Origin of the sequence: Kitasatospora sp. NPDC057940 (assembly GCF_042887425.1) — a bacterium.
Lineage (GTDB): Bacteria > Actinomycetota > Actinomycetes > Streptomycetales > Streptomycetaceae > Kitasatospora.
The window spans coordinates 185,612-204,376 of record NZ_JBHVPH010000004.1; the positions used below are offsets into that span (position 1 = coordinate 185,612).

Annotated in this window: 18 protein-coding genes; 14 read left to right on the forward strand and 4 right to left on the reverse strand. The window is 73.3% G+C overall.

Annotation, left to right across the window (positions count from 1 at the left end; translation table 11 throughout):
• The first annotated feature begins 89 nt into the window (after nucleotides 1-89).
• The 10 genes from ACFVTF_RS09130 (at nucleotide 90) to ACFVTF_RS09175 (ending at nucleotide 9,687) form a co-directional block, all read left to right on the forward strand.
• Nucleotides 90-1,814, forward strand: a complete 1,725-nt coding sequence (locus ACFVTF_RS09130) for a nitrite/sulfite reductase (RefSeq protein ID WP_387811168.1) — start codon at nucleotides 90-92, stop codon at nucleotides 1,812-1,814.
• The gene (locus tag ACFVTF_RS09135; protein WP_371516500.1) at nucleotides 1,811-2,038 is read left to right on the forward strand and encodes a hypothetical protein; all 228 of its coding nucleotides are present in this window, start codon (nucleotides 1,811-1,813) and stop codon (nucleotides 2,036-2,038) included. Before ACFVTF_RS09130 ends, ACFVTF_RS09135 begins: the two co-directional genes overlap by 4 nt.
• Nucleotides 2,019-2,720 (forward strand): phosphoadenylyl-sulfate reductase, encoded by a 702-nt coding sequence (locus tag ACFVTF_RS09140; RefSeq protein WP_363368686.1) that lies wholly within the window; start codon nucleotides 2,019-2,021, stop codon nucleotides 2,718-2,720. The genes ACFVTF_RS09135 and ACFVTF_RS09140 overlap by 20 nt, the downstream gene beginning before the upstream one ends.
• Nucleotides 2,721-2,756: 36 nt before the next feature.
• Nucleotides 2,757-3,353, forward strand: a complete 597-nt coding sequence (gene cysC / locus ACFVTF_RS09145; RefSeq protein ID WP_387811172.1) for an adenylyl-sulfate kinase — start codon at nucleotides 2,757-2,759, stop codon at nucleotides 3,351-3,353.
• Complete coding sequence (gene cysD / locus ACFVTF_RS09150) at nucleotides 3,350-4,288, forward strand: sulfate adenylyltransferase subunit CysD (RefSeq protein WP_371516502.1); 939 nt, start codon at nucleotides 3,350-3,352, stop codon at nucleotides 4,286-4,288. The genes cysC and cysD overlap by 4 nt, the downstream gene beginning before the upstream one ends.
• A gap of 2 nt (nucleotides 4,289-4,290) precedes the next feature.
• Nucleotides 4,291-5,640 (forward strand): sulfate adenylyltransferase subunit 1, encoded by a 1,350-nt coding sequence (locus tag ACFVTF_RS09155; RefSeq protein ID WP_387811175.1) that lies wholly within the window; start codon nucleotides 4,291-4,293, stop codon nucleotides 5,638-5,640.
• A 195-nt stretch (nucleotides 5,641-5,835) separates the two neighbouring features.
• Complete coding sequence (locus tag ACFVTF_RS09160; RefSeq protein WP_387811178.1) at nucleotides 5,836-6,996, forward strand: aliphatic sulfonate ABC transporter substrate-binding protein; 1,161 nt, start codon at nucleotides 5,836-5,838, stop codon at nucleotides 6,994-6,996.
• Between the two features lie 231 nt (nucleotides 6,997-7,227).
• The gene (locus ACFVTF_RS09165) at nucleotides 7,228-8,031 is read left to right on the forward strand and encodes an ABC transporter ATP-binding protein (RefSeq protein WP_350881622.1); all 804 of its coding nucleotides are present in this window, start codon (nucleotides 7,228-7,230) and stop codon (nucleotides 8,029-8,031) included.
• The gene (locus tag ACFVTF_RS09170) at nucleotides 8,018-8,947 is read left to right on the forward strand and encodes an ABC transporter permease (protein ID WP_387811182.1); all 930 of its coding nucleotides are present in this window, start codon (nucleotides 8,018-8,020) and stop codon (nucleotides 8,945-8,947) included. The genes ACFVTF_RS09165 and ACFVTF_RS09170 overlap by 14 nt, the downstream gene beginning before the upstream one ends.
• Before the next feature lie 11 nt (nucleotides 8,948-8,958).
• On the forward strand, nucleotides 8,959-9,687 hold the full coding sequence (locus ACFVTF_RS09175; protein WP_387811185.1) for a sirohydrochlorin chelatase: 729 nt from the start codon (nucleotides 8,959-8,961) through the stop codon (nucleotides 9,685-9,687).
• Nucleotides 9,688-9,913: 226 nt separating this feature from the next.
• On the opposite strand, the gene ACFVTF_RS09180 is transcribed toward ACFVTF_RS09175, so the two are convergent.
• The 3 genes from ACFVTF_RS09180 to ACFVTF_RS09190 form a co-directional block, all read right to left on the reverse strand.
• Nucleotides 9,914-11,674 (reverse strand): DEAD/DEAH box helicase, encoded by a 1,761-nt coding sequence (locus ACFVTF_RS09180; RefSeq protein ID WP_387811187.1) that lies wholly within the window; start codon nucleotides 11,672-11,674, stop codon nucleotides 9,914-9,916.
• Nucleotides 11,675-11,831: 157 nt separating this feature from the next.
• Entirely contained in the window at nucleotides 11,832-12,035 is a 204-nt protein-coding gene (locus ACFVTF_RS09185) for a cold-shock protein (protein ID WP_063347104.1), read from the reverse strand.
• Nucleotides 12,036-12,358: 323 nt separating this feature from the next.
• Complete coding sequence (locus ACFVTF_RS09190; protein ID WP_387811190.1) at nucleotides 12,359-14,587, reverse strand: MMPL family transporter; 2,229 nt, start codon at nucleotides 14,585-14,587, stop codon at nucleotides 12,359-12,361.
• Between the two features lie 402 nt (nucleotides 14,588-14,989).
• Between ACFVTF_RS09190 and ACFVTF_RS09195 the strand changes: the two genes are divergently transcribed.
• Both ACFVTF_RS09195 and ACFVTF_RS09200 read left to right on the forward strand, forming a co-directional pair.
• Entirely contained in the window at nucleotides 14,990-15,883 is an 894-nt protein-coding gene (locus ACFVTF_RS09195) for a phosphotransferase enzyme family protein (protein WP_387811193.1), read from the forward strand.
• 237 nt (nucleotides 15,884-16,120) lie between these two features.
• On the forward strand, nucleotides 16,121-17,152 hold the full coding sequence (locus tag ACFVTF_RS09200) for a polysaccharide deacetylase family protein (protein WP_387811196.1): 1,032 nt from the start codon (nucleotides 16,121-16,123) through the stop codon (nucleotides 17,150-17,152).
• 34 nt (nucleotides 17,153-17,186) lie between these two features.
• Here the strand turns inward: ACFVTF_RS09200 and ACFVTF_RS09205 are convergent, their stop codons facing one another.
• Nucleotides 17,187-17,888: an exonuclease domain-containing protein gene (locus ACFVTF_RS09205; RefSeq protein WP_387811199.1), complete on the reverse strand. Its 702-nt coding sequence runs from the start codon at nucleotides 17,886-17,888 to the stop codon at nucleotides 17,187-17,189.
• Between the two features lie 139 nt (nucleotides 17,889-18,027).
• Here ACFVTF_RS09205 and ACFVTF_RS09210 point away from each other — a divergent pair, with 139 nt between their 5' ends.
• Entirely contained in the window at nucleotides 18,028-18,303 is a 276-nt protein-coding gene (locus tag ACFVTF_RS09210) for a hypothetical protein (protein WP_387811202.1), read from the forward strand.
• Entirely contained in the window at nucleotides 18,300-18,722 is a 423-nt protein-coding gene (locus ACFVTF_RS09215; RefSeq protein WP_387811204.1) for a type II toxin-antitoxin system VapC family toxin, read from the forward strand. The genes ACFVTF_RS09210 and ACFVTF_RS09215 overlap by 4 nt, the downstream gene beginning before the upstream one ends.
• Nucleotides 18,723-18,765: the final 43 nt, after the last annotated feature.

An 18,765-nucleotide genomic window follows, 5' to 3' on the forward strand; every position in this document is an offset into this window, starting at 1 on the left:
AATACCCGCAGGTCACAGCAGCACCGCACCGCCACGCACCCCCAGCGACCCACCCGGCGTCAGAGCCATCTGCCCCGAAGGACTTCACCATGGCCACCACCCCCGAGACCGCCGAGCCCACGGCCGACCGCGCCGTCGCGCGCCGCCCCGCCGCGCCTCGCAAGGTGACCCGTCACCGCGGCGAGGGCCAGTGGGGCATGGGCCACTTCACCCCCCTGAACGCCAACGAGCAGTTCAAGAAGGACGACGACGGTCTCAACGTACGGACACGTATTGAGACGATCTACGCGCACCGGGGCTTCGACTCGATCGACCCCGCCGACCTGCGCGGCCGGATGCGCTGGTGGGGCCTGTACACCCAGCGCAAGGAGGGCATCGACGGCGGCAAGACCGCGATCCTGGAGCCGCACGAGCTCGACGCCGAGTACTTCATGCTGCGCGTGCGGATCGACGGCGGCCGGCTGACCGTCGCCCAGCTGAAGGCGATCGCCGAGGTCTCCGAGCAGTACGCCCGCAACACCGCCGACCTGACCGACCGCCAGAACGTCCAGTACCACTGGATCCGGATCGAGGACGTCCCGGCGATCTGGCAGAAGCTGGAGGCCGTCGGCCTGTCCACCACCGAGGCCTGCGGCGACACCCCGCGCGTCATCCTCGGCTCCCCGGTGGCCGGCATCGCCGAGGACGAGATCATCGACGGCACCCCCGCCGTCGAGGAGATCCAGCGGCGCTTCATCGGCAACAAGGACTTCTCCAACCTGCCGCGCAAGTTCAAGTCCGCCGTCTCCGGCTCCCCGCTGCTGGACGTCGCGCACGAGATCAACGACGTCGCCTTCGTCGGCGTGGTCCACCCCGAGCACGGCCCCGGCTTCGACCTGTGGGTCGGCGGCGGGCTGTCCACCAACCCCAAGCTGGGCGTGCGCCTGGGCGCCTGGGTCCCGCTGGACGAGGTCGCCGACGTCTACGGCGGCGTCATCGGCATCTTCCGCGACTACGGCTACCGCCGGTTGCGCAACCGCGCCCGGCTGAAGTTCCTGGTCGCCGACTGGGGCGTGGAGAAGTTCCGCCAGGTGCTGGAGGACGAGTACCTCGGGTACCGGCTGGTCGACGGCCCCGCGCCGCAGGAGCCCAGCGGCCGCTGGCGCGACCACGTCGGCGTCCACCGGCAGAAGGACGGCCGGTACTACGTCGGCTTCGCGCCGCGCGTCGGCCGGGTCGACGGCCGGCTGCTCGGCCAGATCGCCGACCTCGCCGCCGCGCACGGCAGCGACCGGCTGCGCACCACCGCCGAACAGAAGATGCTGGTCCTCGACATCGCCGAGGACCAGGTCGACTCGGTGGTGGCCGGCCTGGAGGCGCTGGACCTGAGGGTCACCCCGTCGCCGTTCCGCCGCGGCACCATGGCGTGCACCGGCATCGAGTACTGCAAGCTCGCCATCGTCGAGACCAAGGAGCGCGGCCGCACGCTCATCGACGAGCTGGAGAAGCGCCTGCCGGACTTCGCCGAACCGCTGACCATCAACATCAACGGCTGCCCGAACGCCTGCGCCCGCATCCAGGTCGCCGACATCGGCCTCAAGGGCCAGCTCGTCCCGGACGGCAACGGCGGGCAGGTCGAGGGCTACCAGGTGCACCTGGGCGGCGCGCTCGGCCTGGAGGCCGGGTTCGGCCGCAAGGTCCGCGGCCTCAAGGTCACCAAGGACGACCTGCCCGACTACGTCGAGCGCGTCCTGACCCGCTACCAGGCCGACCGCACCGAGGGCGAGCGCTTCGCCCAGTGGGCGGCCCGGGCCGGCGAGGAGCAGCTGTCGTGAGTGAGCGCGCCGCGCCGTTCTTCTGCCCCTACTGCGGGGACGAGGACCTGCGCCCCTCCGAGGTCGGGCACGGTGCCTGGGAGTGCCACGGGTGCCGCCGCGCCTTCCAGCTGAAGTTCCTCGGCCTGCTGTCCCCGACCGCCCCGGCCGCGCCTGCGGCCGCGGCTTCGGCCAACTCGACTGCGAACGACGGGGGTTCGTCCGGTGACCAGCGCGACGACTGACTACGAGGAGATAGCCGTCCGGGCCGGCCGCGAGCTGGAGGAGGCGACGCCCCAGGAGATCCTGGCCTGGGCCGCCGACACCTTCGGCCGCCGCTTCTGCGTCACCTCCTCGATGGAGGACGCGGTCGTCGCCCACCTCGCCTCCTCGGTGTTCCCCGGCGTGGACGTGGTGTTCCTGGACACCGGCTACCACTTCCCGGAGACCATCGGCACCCGGGACGCGGTGGCCGCGACCATGCCGGTCAACGTCATCACCCTCAGGCCGCTGCGCACCGTGGCCGAGCAGGACGCCGAGCACGGGCCGCACCTGCACGACCGCGACCCGGACCTGTGCTGCTCGCTGCGCAAGGTCGAGCCGCTCAACCGCGGCCTCGGCGGCTACGACGCCTGGGCGACGGGGCTGCGCCGCGACGAGTCCCCGAGCCGGGCGGACACCCCGGTGGTGTCCTGGGACGCCCGGCGCCGCAAGGTCAAGATCGCCCCGATCGCCCGGTGGACGCAGGAGGACGTGGACGCCTACGTCGCCGCCCACGGGGTGCTGCTCAACCCGCTGCTGTGGGAGGGCTACACCTCGATCGGCTGCTCGCCGCTGTCCTGCACCCGCAAGCCCGCCGAGGGCGAGGACGCCCGGGCCGGGCGCTGGTCCGGCTCCGGCAAGACCGAGTGCGGCATCCACCTCTGACCCACCCCCCCCACTACCGACGAAGGACTTGAGACTGTGACAGCTCACACCCGGGCCGCCGACGGAGCCGCGGAGGCGGCCCCCGCGGCCGCCCCCTGCGAGCGCGGCGCCACCGTGTGGCTGACCGGGCTGCCGAGCGCGGGCAAGACCACGCTCGCCTTCGCGCTGGCCGGACGGCTGCGCGCCGAGGGCCACAAGGTCGAGGTCCTGGACGGCGACGAGATCCGCGAGTTCCTCTCCAAGGGCCTCGGCTTCACCCGCGAGGACCGGCACACCAACGTGACCCGGATCGGCTTCGTCGCCGAGAAGCTCGCCGCCCACGGCGTCAAGGTGCTCGCCCCGGTGATCGCCCCGTTCGCCGACTCGCGCGCCGCGGTGCGCGAGCGGCACGCGGCGGCCGGCACCGAGTTCCTGGAGGTCCACGTCGCCACCCCGGTCGAGCTGTGCGCCGAACGCGACGTCAAGGGCCTGTACGCCAAGCAGGCCGCCGGGGAGCTGGCCGGCCTCACCGGCGTGGACGACCCGTACGAAGCGCCGGAGAAGCCGGAGCTGCGGATCCAGACGCAGGGCCGCGCGGTCGCCGAGTCCGCCGCCGAGCTGCACGCCTTCCTGACCGAGAGGGGTCTCGCATGACCACCGCGACCGACAGCCCGGTCCGCACCGACGACACGCCGTACGCGCTGTCCCACCTGGACGCGCTGGAGGCCGAGTCGGTGCACGTCTTCCGCGAGGTCGCGGGGGAGTTCGAGCGCCCGGTGATCCTCTTCTCGGGCGGCAAGGACTCCATCGTCATGCTGCACCTGGCGCTCAAGGCCTTCCACCCGGCCGCCGTGCCGTTCTCGCTGCTGCACGTCGACACCGGCCACAACTTCCCCGAGGTGATCGCCTACCGCGACCGCGTCGTGGCCGAGCACGGCCTGCGCCTGCACGTCGCCCACGTCCAGGACTTCATCGACGACGGCCGGCTGCGCGAGCGCCCGGACGGCACCCGCAACCCGCTGCAGACCGTGCCGCTGCTCGACGCCATCGAGACGAACCGCTTCGACGCGGTGTTCGGCGGCGGGCGCCGCGACGAGGAGAAGGCCCGCGCCAAGGAGCGGGTGTTCTCCCTGCGCGACGAGTTCGGCGCCTGGGACCCGCGCCGCCAGCGCCCCGAGCTGTGGTCGCTGTACAACGGCCGGCACGCCGTCGGCGAGCACGTGCGCGTCTTCCCGCTGTCCAACTGGACCGAGCTGGACGTCTGGCAGTACATCGAGCGCGAGGGCATCGACCTCCCGGAGATCTACTACGCCCACGAGCGGGACGTCTTCGCCCGCGGCGGCATGTGGCTGACCGCCGGCGAGTGGGGCGGCCCCAAGGAGAACGAGCCCGTCCAGCGGCGGCTGATCCGCTACCGCACCGTCGGCGACATGTCCTGCACCGGCGCCGTCGACTCGGACGCCACCGACATCCAGGCCGTGATCGCCGAGATCGCCGCCAGCCGCCTCACCGAGCGCGGCGCGACGCGGGCCGACGACAAGCTGTCCGAGGCCGCGATGGAAGACCGCAAGCGCGAGGGGTACTTCTAACGATGACCAGCACCACCCAGGCCGGCACCACCCAGACCGGCACCGCCACGTCGCTGCTGCGCTTCGCCACCGCCGGATCCGTCGACGACGGCAAGTCCACCCTGGTCGGCCGCCTGCTGCACGACTCCAAGTCCGTGCTCGCCGACCAGTTGGAGGCCGTCGAACGCGTCTCGCTGGGGCGCGGCCAGGGAGCGCCCGACCTCGCGCTGCTCACCGACGGCCTGCGCGCCGAACGCGAGCAGGGCATCACCATCGACGTGGCCTACCGCTACTTCGCCACCCCCCGGCGGCGGTTCATCCTCGCCGACACCCCCGGGCACGTGCAGTACACCCGCAACATGGTGACCGGCGCCTCCACCGCCGAACTGGCCGTGGTGCTGGTCGACGCCCGCAACGGCGTCGTCGAGCAGACCCGCCGGCACGCCGCCGTCGCCGCGCTGCTGCGGGTGCCGCACGTGGTGCTGGCCGTCAACAAGATGGACCTGGTCGACTACGCCGAGCCCGTCTTCGCCGCCATCGCCGAGGAGTTCACCGCCTACGCCGCCTCGCTCGGCGTGGGCGACGTGGTGGCCGTGCCGATCTCCGCCCTCGCCGGGGACAACGTCGTCGAGCCGTCCGCGCACATGGACTGGTACGGCGGCCCGACCCTGCTGGAGCACCTGGAGACCGTCCCGGTCGGCAGCGACCCCGGCGCCGCGCCGGCCCGCTTCCCGGTCCAGTACGTGATCCGCCCGCAGAGCGAGGAGCACCCCGACTACCGCGGCTACGCCGGGCAGTTGGCCTCCGGCGTGCTGCGGGTCGGCGACCCGGTGACGGTCCTGCCCTCGGGCCACACCACCACCGTCGCCGGGATCGACGCGCTCGGCCGCGAGACGGACCTCGCCTGGGCGCCCCAGTCGGTCACCGTCCGGCTCGCCGACGACCTCGACGTCTCCCGCGGCGACCTGATCGCCGCCGGGGCGCTCCCTGTGCCCACCAGGGACATCGAGGCCACCGTCAGCCACCTCAACGAGCGCCCGCTGCGCGTCGGCGACAAGGTCCTGCTCAAGCACACCACCCGCACCGTGCGCGCGCTGGTCAAGGACATCACCTACCGCATCGCCCTGCCGACCAAGGCGGGCGACACCCTCGAACAGCGTTCCGGCGCCGAGGGGTTGAACGTCAACGACCTCGGCCACGTGGTGCTGCGCACCGCCGAGCCGCTGGCGCTCGACGCCTACTCCGACAACCGCCGCACCGGCTCGTTCCTGCTGATCGACCCGGCCGACGGCACCACCCTCACCGCCGGCATGGCGGGCGAGGCCTTCGCGACCGTACGCGCCACCGAACCTGCTGAGGAGGACTGGGTCTGATGCCCAGCGAGGCGTTCTCGGACATGGACAAGGAAGGCGGCCGCATCGGCAGCGGCGTCCTCGGCAGCGGCCAGGGCGGCCTGACCCGATGTGCGGGCCGACAGCGCTGAGTTGCGACCCCCGGCCGCCCCGACGGGCGACCGCCACGTCCCCGAGACCGCCTCCTGACGGTCCGTCGATGAACAGGACTTCACCATGGCACCGAACCTGGCCCCCTCGCATACCCACGCCCGCCCCAACGCCGGCCGGATCAGACGCTCCGCGGTGGCCGCGGTGGCCGGCCTGACCGCCGTGACCCTGCTGTCGGCGTGCAGCTACGGCTCCAAGGCGGACGACAAGAAGCCGGGCGCCGACTCCGCCGCCAGTTCGGCCGGCGCCTCCGGCGCGAAGCTGTCCGCGGACACCGTGAAGATCGGCTACTTCGCGAACCTGACCCACGGCACCGCCCTGGTCGGCCTCCAGGAGGGGCTGTTCCAGAAGGAGTTGGGCGCCACCCAGATCAAGACCCAGGTCTTCAACGCGGGCCCGTCCGAGATCGAGGCGCTCAACGCCGGCTCCATCGACATCGGCTGGATCGGCCCCTCCCCCGCGATCAACGGCTACACCAAGTCCGACGGCCAGTCCCTGAAGATCATCGGCGGCTCGGCCTCCGGCGGGGTCAAGCTGGTGGTCAACCCGGACAAGATCTCCTCGCTGGACGACCTCAAGGGCAAGAAGATCGCCACCCCGCAGCTGGGCAACACCCAGGACGTGGCGCTGCTCAACTACCTCGCCGGCAAGGGCTTCAAGGTCGACGCGGCGTCCGGCGCCGGCGACGTCTCGGTGGTGCGCACCGACAACAAGGTCACCCCCGACGCCTACCGGCAGGGCTCCATCGACGGCGCCTGGGTGCCCGAGCCCACCGCCTCCAAGCTGGTCACCCTCGGCGCGAAGGTCCTGCTCAACGAGAAGGACGTCTGGCCGGACAGGAAGTTCGTGATCACCAACATCATCGTCTCGCAGAAGTTCCTCAAGGAGCACCCGGACGTGGTGGAGGCCGTGCTGCGCGGCTCGGTGAACACCAACGCCTTCATCAAGGCCAACCCGGACAAGGCCAAGGCCGATGCCAACGAGGCGATCAAGAAGGAGGCCGGCAACGCGCTGGAGCCGGCCATCCTCGACCCGGCCTGGGCCGACATCGACTTCCTCGACGACCCGCTGGCGAACACCCTCCAGGCCGAGGCCGACCACGCCGTCACCGCCGGGCTGCTCAAGAAGCCCAACCTGAACGGCATCTACGACCTCACCCTGCTCAACAAGGTGCTCGCGGCCAAGGGCCAGGGCCCCGTGGCGGACGCCGGACTCGGCGCCAAGTAGCGCCACCCGGCGCCGAGAACGGCACCGAACGGCACCGAACGGCACCGCGCGGCACCGAGCGGTGCCGAGCAACGCCGAACAGCGCCGGGTCCGCCCCCGACTCCGCGGTCCGGACCCCCGCCCGCCCGGTCGATCCGCGATCGATGCCCACCGGGACGGGCGGGGCCGGGCCCCGGCCCCGCTCCCGCCCCGCCAGCCCTCAGCCAGACCACTCACGCAGGAGGTGTCCGGATGACCCCGGCACTGACCACCTCGGCGGACACCGCCGGCGCCGACGCCGGCGGCGCCGCGCCCGCCGTCCGGATCTCGCACGTGCACAAGTCCTTCGGCCGCCCGGGCGCGCAGACCCACGTCCTGGACGACATCACCCTCGACGTCGCGCCCGGCGAGTTCGTCACCCTGCTCGGCGCCTCGGGCTGCGGCAAGTCCACCCTGCTCAACCTGGTCGCCGGCCTCGACCAGCCCACCGCCGGCGCCATCGAGGTGCCGGGCGGCCGCCCCGCGCTGATGTTCCAGGAGCACGCGCTGTTCCCCTGGCTCACCGCCGGCCGCAACATCGAACTCGCCCTCAAGCTGGCCGGCGTCCCCCGCCCCGAGCGCCGCGCCGAAGCCGAGCGCCTGCTCGAACTCGTCCGCCTCAAGGGCTCGTACGGCAAGCGCGTGCACGAGCTGTCCGGCGGCATGCGCCAGCGCGTCGCGATGGCCCGCGCGCTCGCCCAGGGCAGCCAGGTGCTGCTGATGGACGAGCCGTTCGCCGCGCTCGACGCCATCACCCGCGACGTGCTGCACGACGAGATCACCCGGATCTGGGCCGAGCGGCAGCTGTCCGTCCTGTTCGTCACCCACAACGTGCGCGAGGCCGTGCGCCTGGCCCAGCGCGTCGTCCTGCTCTCCTCCCGCCCCGGCCGGGTCGCCCGCGAGTGGCGGATCGACCTGCCGCAGCCGCGCCGCATCGAGTCCACCGGCGTCGCCGACCTGTCCATCGAGATCACCGAAGAACTGCGTGGGGAGATCCGTCGCCATGGCCAGCACTGACAGCACCCCGGTCCTGGAGAAGGCCGGCAAGGCCGACCGGACCGACGGGGCCGCCGCCACCGACACCGCCGGGGTCGGCGCCGGCCTGGACGCCCTCGACGCCGTCTCCGCCCAGCGCGGCTCGCTCGGCGAGGCCCTGCGGACCAAGGCCCTGCCCCCGCTGATCGGCGTCCTCGTGGTGCTCGCCCTGTGGCAGGGCGCGTACAGCCTGCACCTCACCTCCGCCTACAAACTGCCCAGCCCGGCCGACGTGTGGCACTCCGCCCAGGAGCTCTGGTACCAGGGCACGCTGTTCTCGATCATCTGGACCAGCGTCTGGCGCGGCCTGTCCGGCTTCCTGCTCGCCGTCGTCATCGGCACCCCGATCGGGCTGGTCGTCGCCCGCGTCCGGCCGGTGCGCACCGCCATCGGCCCGGTCCTCCAGGGCCTGCAGTCGCTGCCCTCGGTCGCCTGGGTGCCGGCCGCGGTCATCTGGCTCGGCATCAACGACCAGATGATGTACGCGGTGATCCTGCTCGGCGCCGTCCCCTCCATCGCCAACGGCCTGGTCGCCGGCATCGACCAGGTGCCGCCGCTGTTCCTGCGCGCCGGACGCACCATCGGCGCCACCGGCCTCACCGGCGCCCGGCACGTGCTGATCCCCGCCGCGCTACCCGGCTACCTGGCCGGCCTCAAGCAGGGCTGGGCGTTCTCCTGGCGCTCCCTGATGGCCGCCGAACTCGTCGCCTCCTCCCCCGACCTCGGCCGGGGCCTGGGCCGGTTCCTGGAGGACCAGCGCGAGTTCTCCGACATGTCCGGGGTGCTGCTCGGCATCATCCTGATCCTGTTCGTCGGCATCGCCATCGAACTGCTCGTCTTCACCCCGGTCGAGCGCCGGGTGCTGCGCAACCGCGGCCTGCTGGCCGCCGTCAAGTAAGGCCGACGCCCATGCCCGCCCTCCTGCTGATCGCCCACGGCAGCCGCGACCCGCGGCACGCCGCGACCGTGGCCGCACTGGTCCAGGAGGTGCGGGCGCTGCGCCCCGGGCTGGACGTCGCCACCGCCTACCTGGACCACTGCGCGCCGCGCATCCCGCAGGTCGTCGGGCGGCTCGACGACGCGGTGGCCGTCCCGCTGCTGCTCAACCGGGCCTACCACGCCAAGCACGACGTCCCGGCCGCCCTGCGCACGGCGGGCGCGGCCCTGCCCGTCGCCGCCGTCCTGGGCCCGTCGCCGCTGCTGCTCGCCGCCCTGGACCGCCGCCTCGCCGAGGCCGGGGTGGACGTGCGCTCGGCCGCCGTCCGGGCCCGCACCGGCGTGGTGCTCGCGGCGGCCGGCTCCTCCGACCCGGCCGCCGACGCCGCCACCCGCGCGGTGGCCGCCGGGTGGCGCCGCAGCCGCGGCTGGGCCGCCGTCGAGGTGGCCTACGCCTCCGCCGCCGGCCCGCGCGTGCCCGACGCCCTGGCCGCCCTGCGTGCCGCGGGCGCCGCCCGCACCGCCGTCTCCCCCTACCTGCTGGCCCCGGGCCTGCTGCCCGACCGCATCGCCGAGGCCGCCGCCGGAGCGGACGCCGTCGCCGCCGTCCTGGGCCCCGCCCCCGAACTGGCCGCCCTCCTCCTGCAGCGCTACGACGAGGCCCGCCTGGCAGCAGCCGTCGCCCCGGCCCTCACCGCCTGAACGGGAGCGGCCCCGGTGCGGCCGTCACCGAGCCGCCTTCTCCGCCCGGTGAAGACGCTCGGCCCGTCCGACCGCCCCCCAGTGCCGCGCCCGCTCGAAGTGCAGGGCTCGACGGGCCGCCCGCTCCCGCAGCCGGTACCGCGCAGCCGCCACGATGACCGCGCCCAAGCGAAACGGCCCGGCCCCCTCGGGTGAGGGGGCCGGGCCGTCGGTGGTTCGCCGGGGGTTAGTCGAAGGCGCGGCGCTGGCGGCCGGTGCCGTAGTTGGAGCCGGACTTGGCACCGCTGCCGGGCTTGGCGCGGCCGGAGGAGCGGCCGATGAAGCCGGCCGCCTGGGGGCGGTCGCCCTGGGCGGCGGCGGCGCCCATGCGCTGCTTGGGGCGGGGGCGGCGCGGGTTGCCGTTCATGTCGACGTCGGCGGGCAGCGCGGAGCGCTTGCCGGGGCGGCGGCGCGGGTTGCCGGACTTGGCGTCGGCCTTGGCGGCGGGGGCCTCGGCGGGCGCGGGGACGGCGACGGCGACCGCGACACCGCTGGGGGTGCGGGCGCCGGTGATCTTGGCGAGGTCGGCGTCGCCGGGGCGGACCTTGGTGACGGTGGGGCGGATGCCCGCGACCGTCATCAGCCGGTTGACCTCGCGGCGCTGCTCGGGCAGGACGAGGGTGACGACGGTGCCGGACTCGCCGGCCCGGGCGGTGCGGCCGCCGCGGTGCAGGTAGTCCTTGTGGTCGACCGGCGGGTCGACGTTGACGACCAGGTCGAGGCCTTCGATGTGGATGCCGCGGGCGGCGACGTTGGTGGCGATCAGCGCGGTGACGTGGCCGTCGCGGAACTGGTCGAGGACCCGGTTGCGCTGCGGCTGGGACTTGCCGCCGTGCAGGGCCGCGGCCCGGACGCCGGTGGCGAGCAGCTGCTTGGCGAGGCGGTCGGCGCCGTGCTTGGTGTGCACGAACATGATCACGCGTCCATCGCGGGAGGCGATGTGCGCGGTGGTGGACGCCTTGTCGGCCTGGTCCAGCTGGAGGACGTGGTGGTCCATGGTGGTGACCGCGCCGGCCGACGGGTCGACCGAGTGGGTGACCGGGTCGGTGAGGAAGCGCTTGACGAGGCGGTCGACGTTGCGGTCCAGGGTCGCGGAGAACAGCATCCGCTGCCCGCCCTCGGCGACCTGCTCCAGCAGCTTGCTGACCTGCGGGAGGAAGCCCATGTCGGCCATCTGGTCGGCCTCGTCGAGGACGGTGATGGCGACGTCGGACAGGTTGACGTCACCGCGGCCGATCAGGTCGTCGAGCCGGCCGGGGGTGGCGACCAGGACCTCGGTGCCGCGGCGGACGGCGTTGGCCTGGCGGTTGATCGACATGCCGCCGACGACGGTGGTGATCCGCAGGTTGACGGCGGTCGCGTAGGGGGTGAGCGCGTCGGTGACCTGCTGGGCGAGCTCGCGGGTGGGCACCAGGACGAGCGCCAGCGGGTAGCGGGCGACGGCGCGGCGCCCGGCGGTGCGGGCGAGCAGCGGCAGGCCGAAGGCGAGGGTCTTGCCGGAGCCGGTGCGGCCGCGGCCGAGCACGTCGCGGCCGGCGATCGAGTCGGGCAGCGTGGCGCCCTGGATCGGGAACGGCGCGGTGACGCCTTCGCGGGTGAGCGTGCTGAGGATGCCCTTGGGCAGGTCCAGCTCGGCGAAGGTGTCCGCCGGGGGCCGGGCCGGGGTGCCCTCGACGACGGTGAAGTCGGCGGCCTCGGGCACGGCGGTGGCGCGGCTGTTCTTGGGGGCGCCGGTGCGGCCGCGCGGCTTGCGGGCGCGCTCGGCGTCGCCGGTGGCGCGCGGGTTCTCGCCGCGGCGGGCGCGGTCGCCGGCGCCGGTGCGGCCGGCGTTCTCGGCGCGGCCGGTGCTCTCGCCGCGGCCGGCACTGCGGCGCGGGTTCTCGCCGCGGCGGGCCTGGTCGGTGGTGCGGGCGGCGCGGTCACGCGGCGGGCGGGCAGGGGTGGTCACGGAGTCTCCGTACGTCGGTCGGCAGCCCCGGGTGGGGGCTGGTCGGCCGTCGGTAGGAAACTTGCCGCCCCGGCCGTACGGCGGCATGCGCGGGGGCCCGCACCGTGTGGTACGGGCCCCCGCTTCGCGAGATCGCGAGTCAGCGTGGAGGCTGACGTCAGATGACGCGGATGTTCTCGGCCTGCGGGCCCTTCTGGCCCTGGGTGACGTCGAACTCGACCTGCTGGCCCTCGACGAGCTCACGGAAGCCGTTCGCCACGATGTTCGAGTAGTGGGCGAACACGTCCGGGCCGCCCTCGGCCTGCTCGATGAAGCCGAAGCCCTTTTCGCTGTTGAACCACTTCACGGTGCCGGTAGCCATAACCGTCTCCTCAAAAAACTGGGGCATCAGGGATTCACACCGCGTGAACCCCGGAGTAGCCGCGATCCCCATCCGGAGACTGAAACACCGGACAAAACAAATGCGCCTGTTGGTTGGACCAGCAGGCGCACACATACGTTCATGGGAACCAAAACTGCAACTGAGTCGACTGTAGCACGGCGACACCCCGATTGACCGGGGACTTTTGTGCTCAACAGATCACGTTTGACGGCCAGGGAAAGGGGGCAAGCGGCGCCCCGCCGAAGCGGGACGCCGCCTGTTCGGCGCGCCGGTCGGGCGTCGCCCGTGTGCGAACGAAGCGATCAGCGCCGTCCGGCCGGCTCCGGCACGCCGTACGCGTCCGCCGTCGGCGCCGGGCCGGCACCGTGGCTTCCGCCGTGGCCGCCGCCGTGGCCGTGGCCGTGCTCAGGGTCGGCGCCGTGGCCGGGCCACCAGGCCCGGTTGCCGATCAGCGCGGTGAGCGCCGGGGTGAAGAACATCGCCATCACGAAGGCCGCCAGCACGATGCCGAAGGCCATCGCGAAGCCGAACTCCATCATGAAGGTGTTGCCGGCGAGCATGAACGTGCCGAACGAGGCCGCCAGGATGAAGCCGGCCGCGGCGACGGTCGGGCCGGCGTGCCGCAGCGCCTCGCGGGCCGCCTCGCGCGGGCTGCGGCCCGCGCGGGCCTCCTCGCGCAGACGGGCGATGATCAGGATGTTGTAGTCCGTCCCGATCGCCACCACGAAGAGGTAGATGAGGATCGGCATCATGAACATCAGGCCGGTCTCGTTGCCGATCTTCTGGAAGATCAGCGTGGTGGCGCCCAGCGTGGCGCTGAAGCCGAGGCCGACCGAGGCCATCAGGTACCAGGGGGCGACGACGCTGCGCAGCTGGAGGGCCAGGATGAGCAGGATCAGCAGCCCGGCGATCGGGAAGACCAGCTTGTAGTCGTGGGTCATCGCCAGGTTGATGTCCTTGAACACCGAGGTGAGGCCGCCGACCTTGGCCTCGCTGCCGGCCGGGGCCTGCGCGTGGGCGACGGTGCGCAGTTCGGTCACCGCGTCGATCGCCTCGTTGCTGGCCGGGGCGTCCTTGAGCATGACGGTGAACTGGGCGGTGGTGCCGTCGGCGCTGATGCTCTTGGCGTCGGCGCTCGGCAGGTAGACCTTGGACACCCCGCCGACGCCCTGCAGCTTGTCGGCGTAGGCCGGGAAGGAGGCCGGGTCGAGCTTCTTGCCGTCGGTGCTGCTCAGGTAGACCTGGCTCGGGTCGGCGGCGCCGGCGGAGAAGCCCTTGGTCATCTTGTCCTGGACGACCATCGACTCCTTGTCCTTGGGCATGGAGCTGCCGGCCATGTCGAAGTCGCCGCTGTAGCCGAGCGCGCCCACGGACAGGGCGATCAGCACGCCGCCGGAGGCGACGGCGGCCAGCGCCGGGCGCTTCTGGACGACCCGGCCGAGCGCGGTGAAGCGTGCGGTGCTCGGCTCGTCGGTCCACTTCTTGCCGGGCCAGAAGACGGCGCGGGCGGGGATGACGGCGAGCAGCGCGGGGGCCAGGGTGATCGAGGCCAGGGCGGTGACCACGACCGCGATCGCCAGCGCGGGGCCGAGCGCCTGGAACATGCCGAGGCTGGAGAGGATGAGCGCGGCGAAGGCGATGGTGACGGCGCCGGCGGCGGAGGCGATCGCCTCGCCGACCCGGCCGACCGCGTTGGCCACGGCGGTGTCGCGGTCGTCGCCGGCGCGCAGCCGCTCGCGGTAGCGGAAGGCGAGGAACAGGAAGTAGTCGGTGCCGACGCCGAGCACGACGACGATCAGGATCGCCATCAGGATGGGTGTGCTCTTGAGGTCGAAGATGTCGGTCGCGTAGTTGATCAGGCCGATGGAGGCGGGCAGCGCGATCATCAGCGAGACCAGGACCGGCAGCAGGCCGGCCAGGATGCCGCGGAAGATGATGCCGACGATCACGATGACCAGCAGGACCGTGGCCATGGTGATGATGCCCTCGGCCGAGCCGGAGGCTTCCTTCTGGTCGAGCGCCTGGGCGGCGGGGCCGCCGAGCTGGAACTTCAGGTCGGTGCCGGAGGCCAGTGCCTTGCCGTCGTCGCGGAGGGCCTTGGCGATGTCCGCGGTGCCGTTCTGGTCCTGCTGCTTCGACTTGTCGACGGCGATCATGGCCATCGCGTACTTGTGGTCCGGGGATATGCCCAGCTGGTCGGACGGCGGGATGATCTTCTCGACGCCGTCGATCTTCTTGGCCGTCAGGTCCTGGACGAGCTTGCCCATCGCGGCCTTGTCCGCGTCGGTGAACGCGGCGCCGTCGTTGCGCTCGAAGAGTGCGAGCGCGCTCGGGGTGAAGGCGGCCGGGAAGGCCCGCTCCTGCACCTGTGCGGCCTGGATGGACTCGTAGTGCTTGGGGAGGAACGCGGCTTCGTCGGTCTGCGAACTGACCTTCGGCGCGGTCATGAGGACGGCGATCATTCCGATCACCCACGCGATGATCACCCACCACGCGCGGCGTACGACGAATTGTCCTAGTCGGTGGAACATGCTCGATGCCTCCTGGGCATGGTTCACCGCAGCCCTTGGGGGACGGGACGCCGGGCGACGGCTGGACCGGCGGGAGACGCGCGGCGGCGCTCCCTAGCCGGTCGGCAGGTAAGTGGGTCTGGGCGTCATCCTACGAGCACTTGCTTGCCGCCCGGCAAGGAGCCCCCGTGGTCCAACCCCCGTAGGGCCGCTCCGAAGCGGCCCCGGCCCAGTCTCCCCCGGGCGCACCCCCCTTGACCTCGTGCTCCGGGTGGAGACAGCTCCCCCTCAGGGTGGATCTCTCCCCCTACCCCCTGGGAGGAGATGTCAGGGTGGGAGGGTAGGGAAAACCCCACCCCGGTCCGTCATGATGATCACCGTCCGGAGGCCTCCGGATGAACGCCGCCCCAACGGAGCACCGCCATGATCCCCTTCGACGAAGGCCGCGCCCGGCTGCTGCTCGCCCACGCCTGCGAGTCCGCCGGGCTGCCCGGCCCCGGCGACGCCCGGCTGCTCGCGCTCGGCGAGAACGCCGTCTTCGACCTCGGCGACCCGGCCGTCGTCGCCAAGGTCGGCCGCGGCCCCGAACTGTACGAACGGGCGCGACACGAACTCGCCGTCGCCCACTGGCTCGCCGCCCAGGACGTCCCGGTGGTCCGCCCGTACGACGGGGTGGACGCCGAGCCCCAGCTCGCCCACGGGCACCCCGTCACCTTCTGGCACCGGCTCGCCCCCGCCGTCCGCCCCGCCCGCCCCGCCGACCTCGCCCCGCTGCTGCGCGCCCTGCACCGGCTGCCGCTGCCGCCCTTCCCGCTCGCCCACCGCGACCTGCTGGCCCCCGTCGAACGCTGGCTGGCCTCCGCCGAGGGCCACGTCGACCCGGCCGACGTCGCCTTCCTGCGCCACCGCCGCGACGGCTTCGCCGCCGCCCTGCCCGACCTCGCCCCGCACCTGCACCCCGGCGTCATCCACGGCGACGCGCTGCCCCGCAACGTCCACGTCGGCCCGGACGGGCCCGTCCTGCTCGACCTGGAGAACGTCTCGCACGACCTGCGCGAACACGACCTGGTCGTCCTCGCGCTCAGCCACGACCGGTACGGCGTGCCCGGCGAGGAGTACCGGGCCTTCGTCGAGGCCTACGGCTGGGACGTGCGCGCCTGGCCCGGCTTCGCGGTGCTGCGCGGGGCCCGGGAGACCGCCAGCGCCTCCTGGGTCGCCCAGCAGGCACCCGGCAACCCGGCCGCGCTGGCGGAGTTCCGGCGCCGGGTCGCCTCGCTGCGGGAGGGCGCCACCGAGGTGCGCTGGTACCCGTTCTGAGGCGTCGGGCTTCCGAAGTACCGGGCTCCTGACCTGCCGGAACGCCCCCGTCACGGCCCCCGGGATACCCGGCGGGCCGCGGGGGCGCCAACCCGGGCGCGTGTGAGAAGACTCCTACGGCGCTCCGGTCCGCTCCGCAACCGGGGCACGTACGCTCGGCGTCCTATCGGACAGTCATCCTGACCGAGGGATCGGCACCCGTCCTCTGCACCCCTCTGCACCACAGGAGCCGCCGCCATGCCCCACTCCGCCACCCGCCGGCCCTCCCCTCCGACCCGTACGGCCCTCACGGCCCGCCGCCGGCTGGTCGCAGGCTGCGTCGTGGCGGCCGCCACCCTGGGCCTGGCCGCGTGCGGCACCGCCAGCGGAGCCCTCCAGCCGACGGCCGGCGTCAGCACCCAGCCCCCGATCACCATCGCGCCGACCGACTCCCGGCCGACCGACGGCCCCGTCGCCACCGTCGCACCCGCCCCCGGCTCCGACAGCGCGCCCGCCTCCGCCGCCCCGCCGGCCGTCCCGAAGCCGCGCACGCCCAAGGCGCCGGCCGAGACGACCGCCGCGCCCCACGGCGGCACGCCGAGCACCCCGGTCACCACCACGCCCGTCACCACCACGTCCGTCGCGACCACGCCCGCGGCCACCACCGCGCCGCCGCCCGCGCCGGTCAAGCCGGGCACCGTCATCGGCTCCACCGCCTCCGGCGGCCACACCGTGGCACTCACCTTCGACGACGGCCCCGGCCCCGCCACCGGCCAGATCCTCGACCTGCTCGCCCAGTACCACGCCAAGGCCACCTTCTGCGAGATCGGCCAGAACGCCGCCGCCAGCCCGGCCCTGGTCAAGCGCGTCCTCGCGGCCGGCCACCGGCTCTGCGACCACAGCGTCCACCACCCGCAGCCGTTCGCGAAGCTCCCCCACGACAAGGCCGCCTACGAGATCTCCGCCGCCAGGGACATGATCGTCAAGGCCGGCGGCCCCGGCACCCAGGTCAGCTGGTTCCGCGCCCCCGGCGGCGGCTTCAACGCCGACAACGAGCAGATCACCGCGAGCCTCGGCATGTCCTCGCTCGGCTGGTCCGTCGACCCGCGCGACTGGTCCCGCCCGGGCGTGCCCGCCATCGTCTCCACCGTGCAGAAGCAGCTCAAGCCCGGCGGCGTGATCCTGATGCACGACGGCGGCGGCGACCGCACCCAGACCGTGGCCGCGCTCAAGCAGCTGCTGCCCTGGCTGGTTGCCCAGGGCTACACCTTCGACTGGCCGGCCGGCTAGGAACTGTCCGGCCCACCGGCCCCACCGGGGGCGGTCACCTCATCGGCCACCGCGGGTCGACCACGGCCTGCGGGTCCTTGCCGCGCCGCAGCCACGCCTGCAAGCCCTCCGCCCACTCCCGGTACCAGTCGATCTGGCGCCCGTGCAGCTCGGCCGGCGCGACATCGCCGACCTCGGCCCGGTAGCGCTCGGCGAGGGCGACGGCGACCCGGACGGCCGCCAGCGCGTCGCTGCCCGCCTCGTGCGCGTCCGTCAGCTCGACCCCGTACACCTCGCAGACCCGCTGCAGGGTGCGCGAGCCCTTGCGGTACTTGTCCACCGCCCGGTCGACGACCAGCGCGTCCAGCACCGGCCCGACCGGGGCGCCGAGGCGCTCGGCGAGCGGCACCAGCCCGTACCGGCGCAGCTCGGCGTCGAGCAGCGACAGGTCGAACGGCGCGTTGAACGCCACCACCGGGCGCCCTGCGGCGAGCCGCTCGCAGAGCGCGCCGGCTATCTCCTCCACCGCCTCCTTGGCCGGCCGGCCCTTGCCGCGGGCCAGGTCGTCGCCGATGCCGTGGATCGCCTCCGCCTCGGCCGGGATCGGGACCCCGGGGTCGAGCAGCCAGTGCGCGGCCCCCACCCGGCGGGCCCCGACGGTGTCCACGAGCGCGGCCGTGACGATGCGGTCCACGGCCGGGTCGGTGCCCGTGGTCTCCAGGTCGAAGCCGACCAGTGGCTGCTGCCACCAGCTCATAAGGGGGTGTCCTTCCGTCCTGCCTCTCGAAACAGCCCCCATCATCACCCGCCCCACCGACAACCCGGCGGCTGGGGGGAGCTGGTCCCGCTGCTCGGCGCCCTACGCTGGTCCTCGGACCTGAGCGAAGGAGCCGACCATGAGTACCTCCCCGGATCTGCCCGTGCCCCCTCACCGGCCCGACGAGCCCCACCCGTTGCGGACGATCAGAGAGATCCGCGGATCCCTCCCCGACGAGCAGGTCAGGCACTTCGACGCCGAACTCGCCGACACCGACATCGACGCGCTGCCGGCCATACTGCACCGCTGGGCGACGCTGGGGAACGACGGTTTCCTCGATCAGCTCCTGTCGACGCCCTTCGAAGGGCTGGAGTTCGGGTCCCGCTCCTACGACGACGCGGCGGGCACCGAGTGATCTACCTGCTGGACACCAACGTGGTCGCCGAGCTCACCACGCGGCCGAAGCCGGCCCCCGCCGTCGTCGAATGGGCCCGCTCCGTCCCTGCGACGGCGCTCTGCCTCAGCGTCATCACCGTCGCGGAAGTCGAGGCGGGGGTCGCGGCCACGTCCGACCCGCTGCGCCGGGCCGTGTTCGAGCATGTCCTGGAGGGCATGCGGGTGGAGTACCGGGGCAGGATCGCGGCCATCGGTGAACGGGAGGCCGCCGCGTACCTCGCCGTCCACCGCCGGCTCAAGAGCGCCGGGACGAGCATCGATCCGCCCGACGCGCTGATCGCGGCCACTGCCATCGCCAACGGTTGGACGTTGGCCAGCCGGAACGTCAAGCATCTCGCCCGGACCGGCGCGACCGTGCTGAACCCGTGGGAGTGCTGAGGGCGCGGCATGCGTCCGCCCCGGCTGCGCGGTGCGGGCCGGG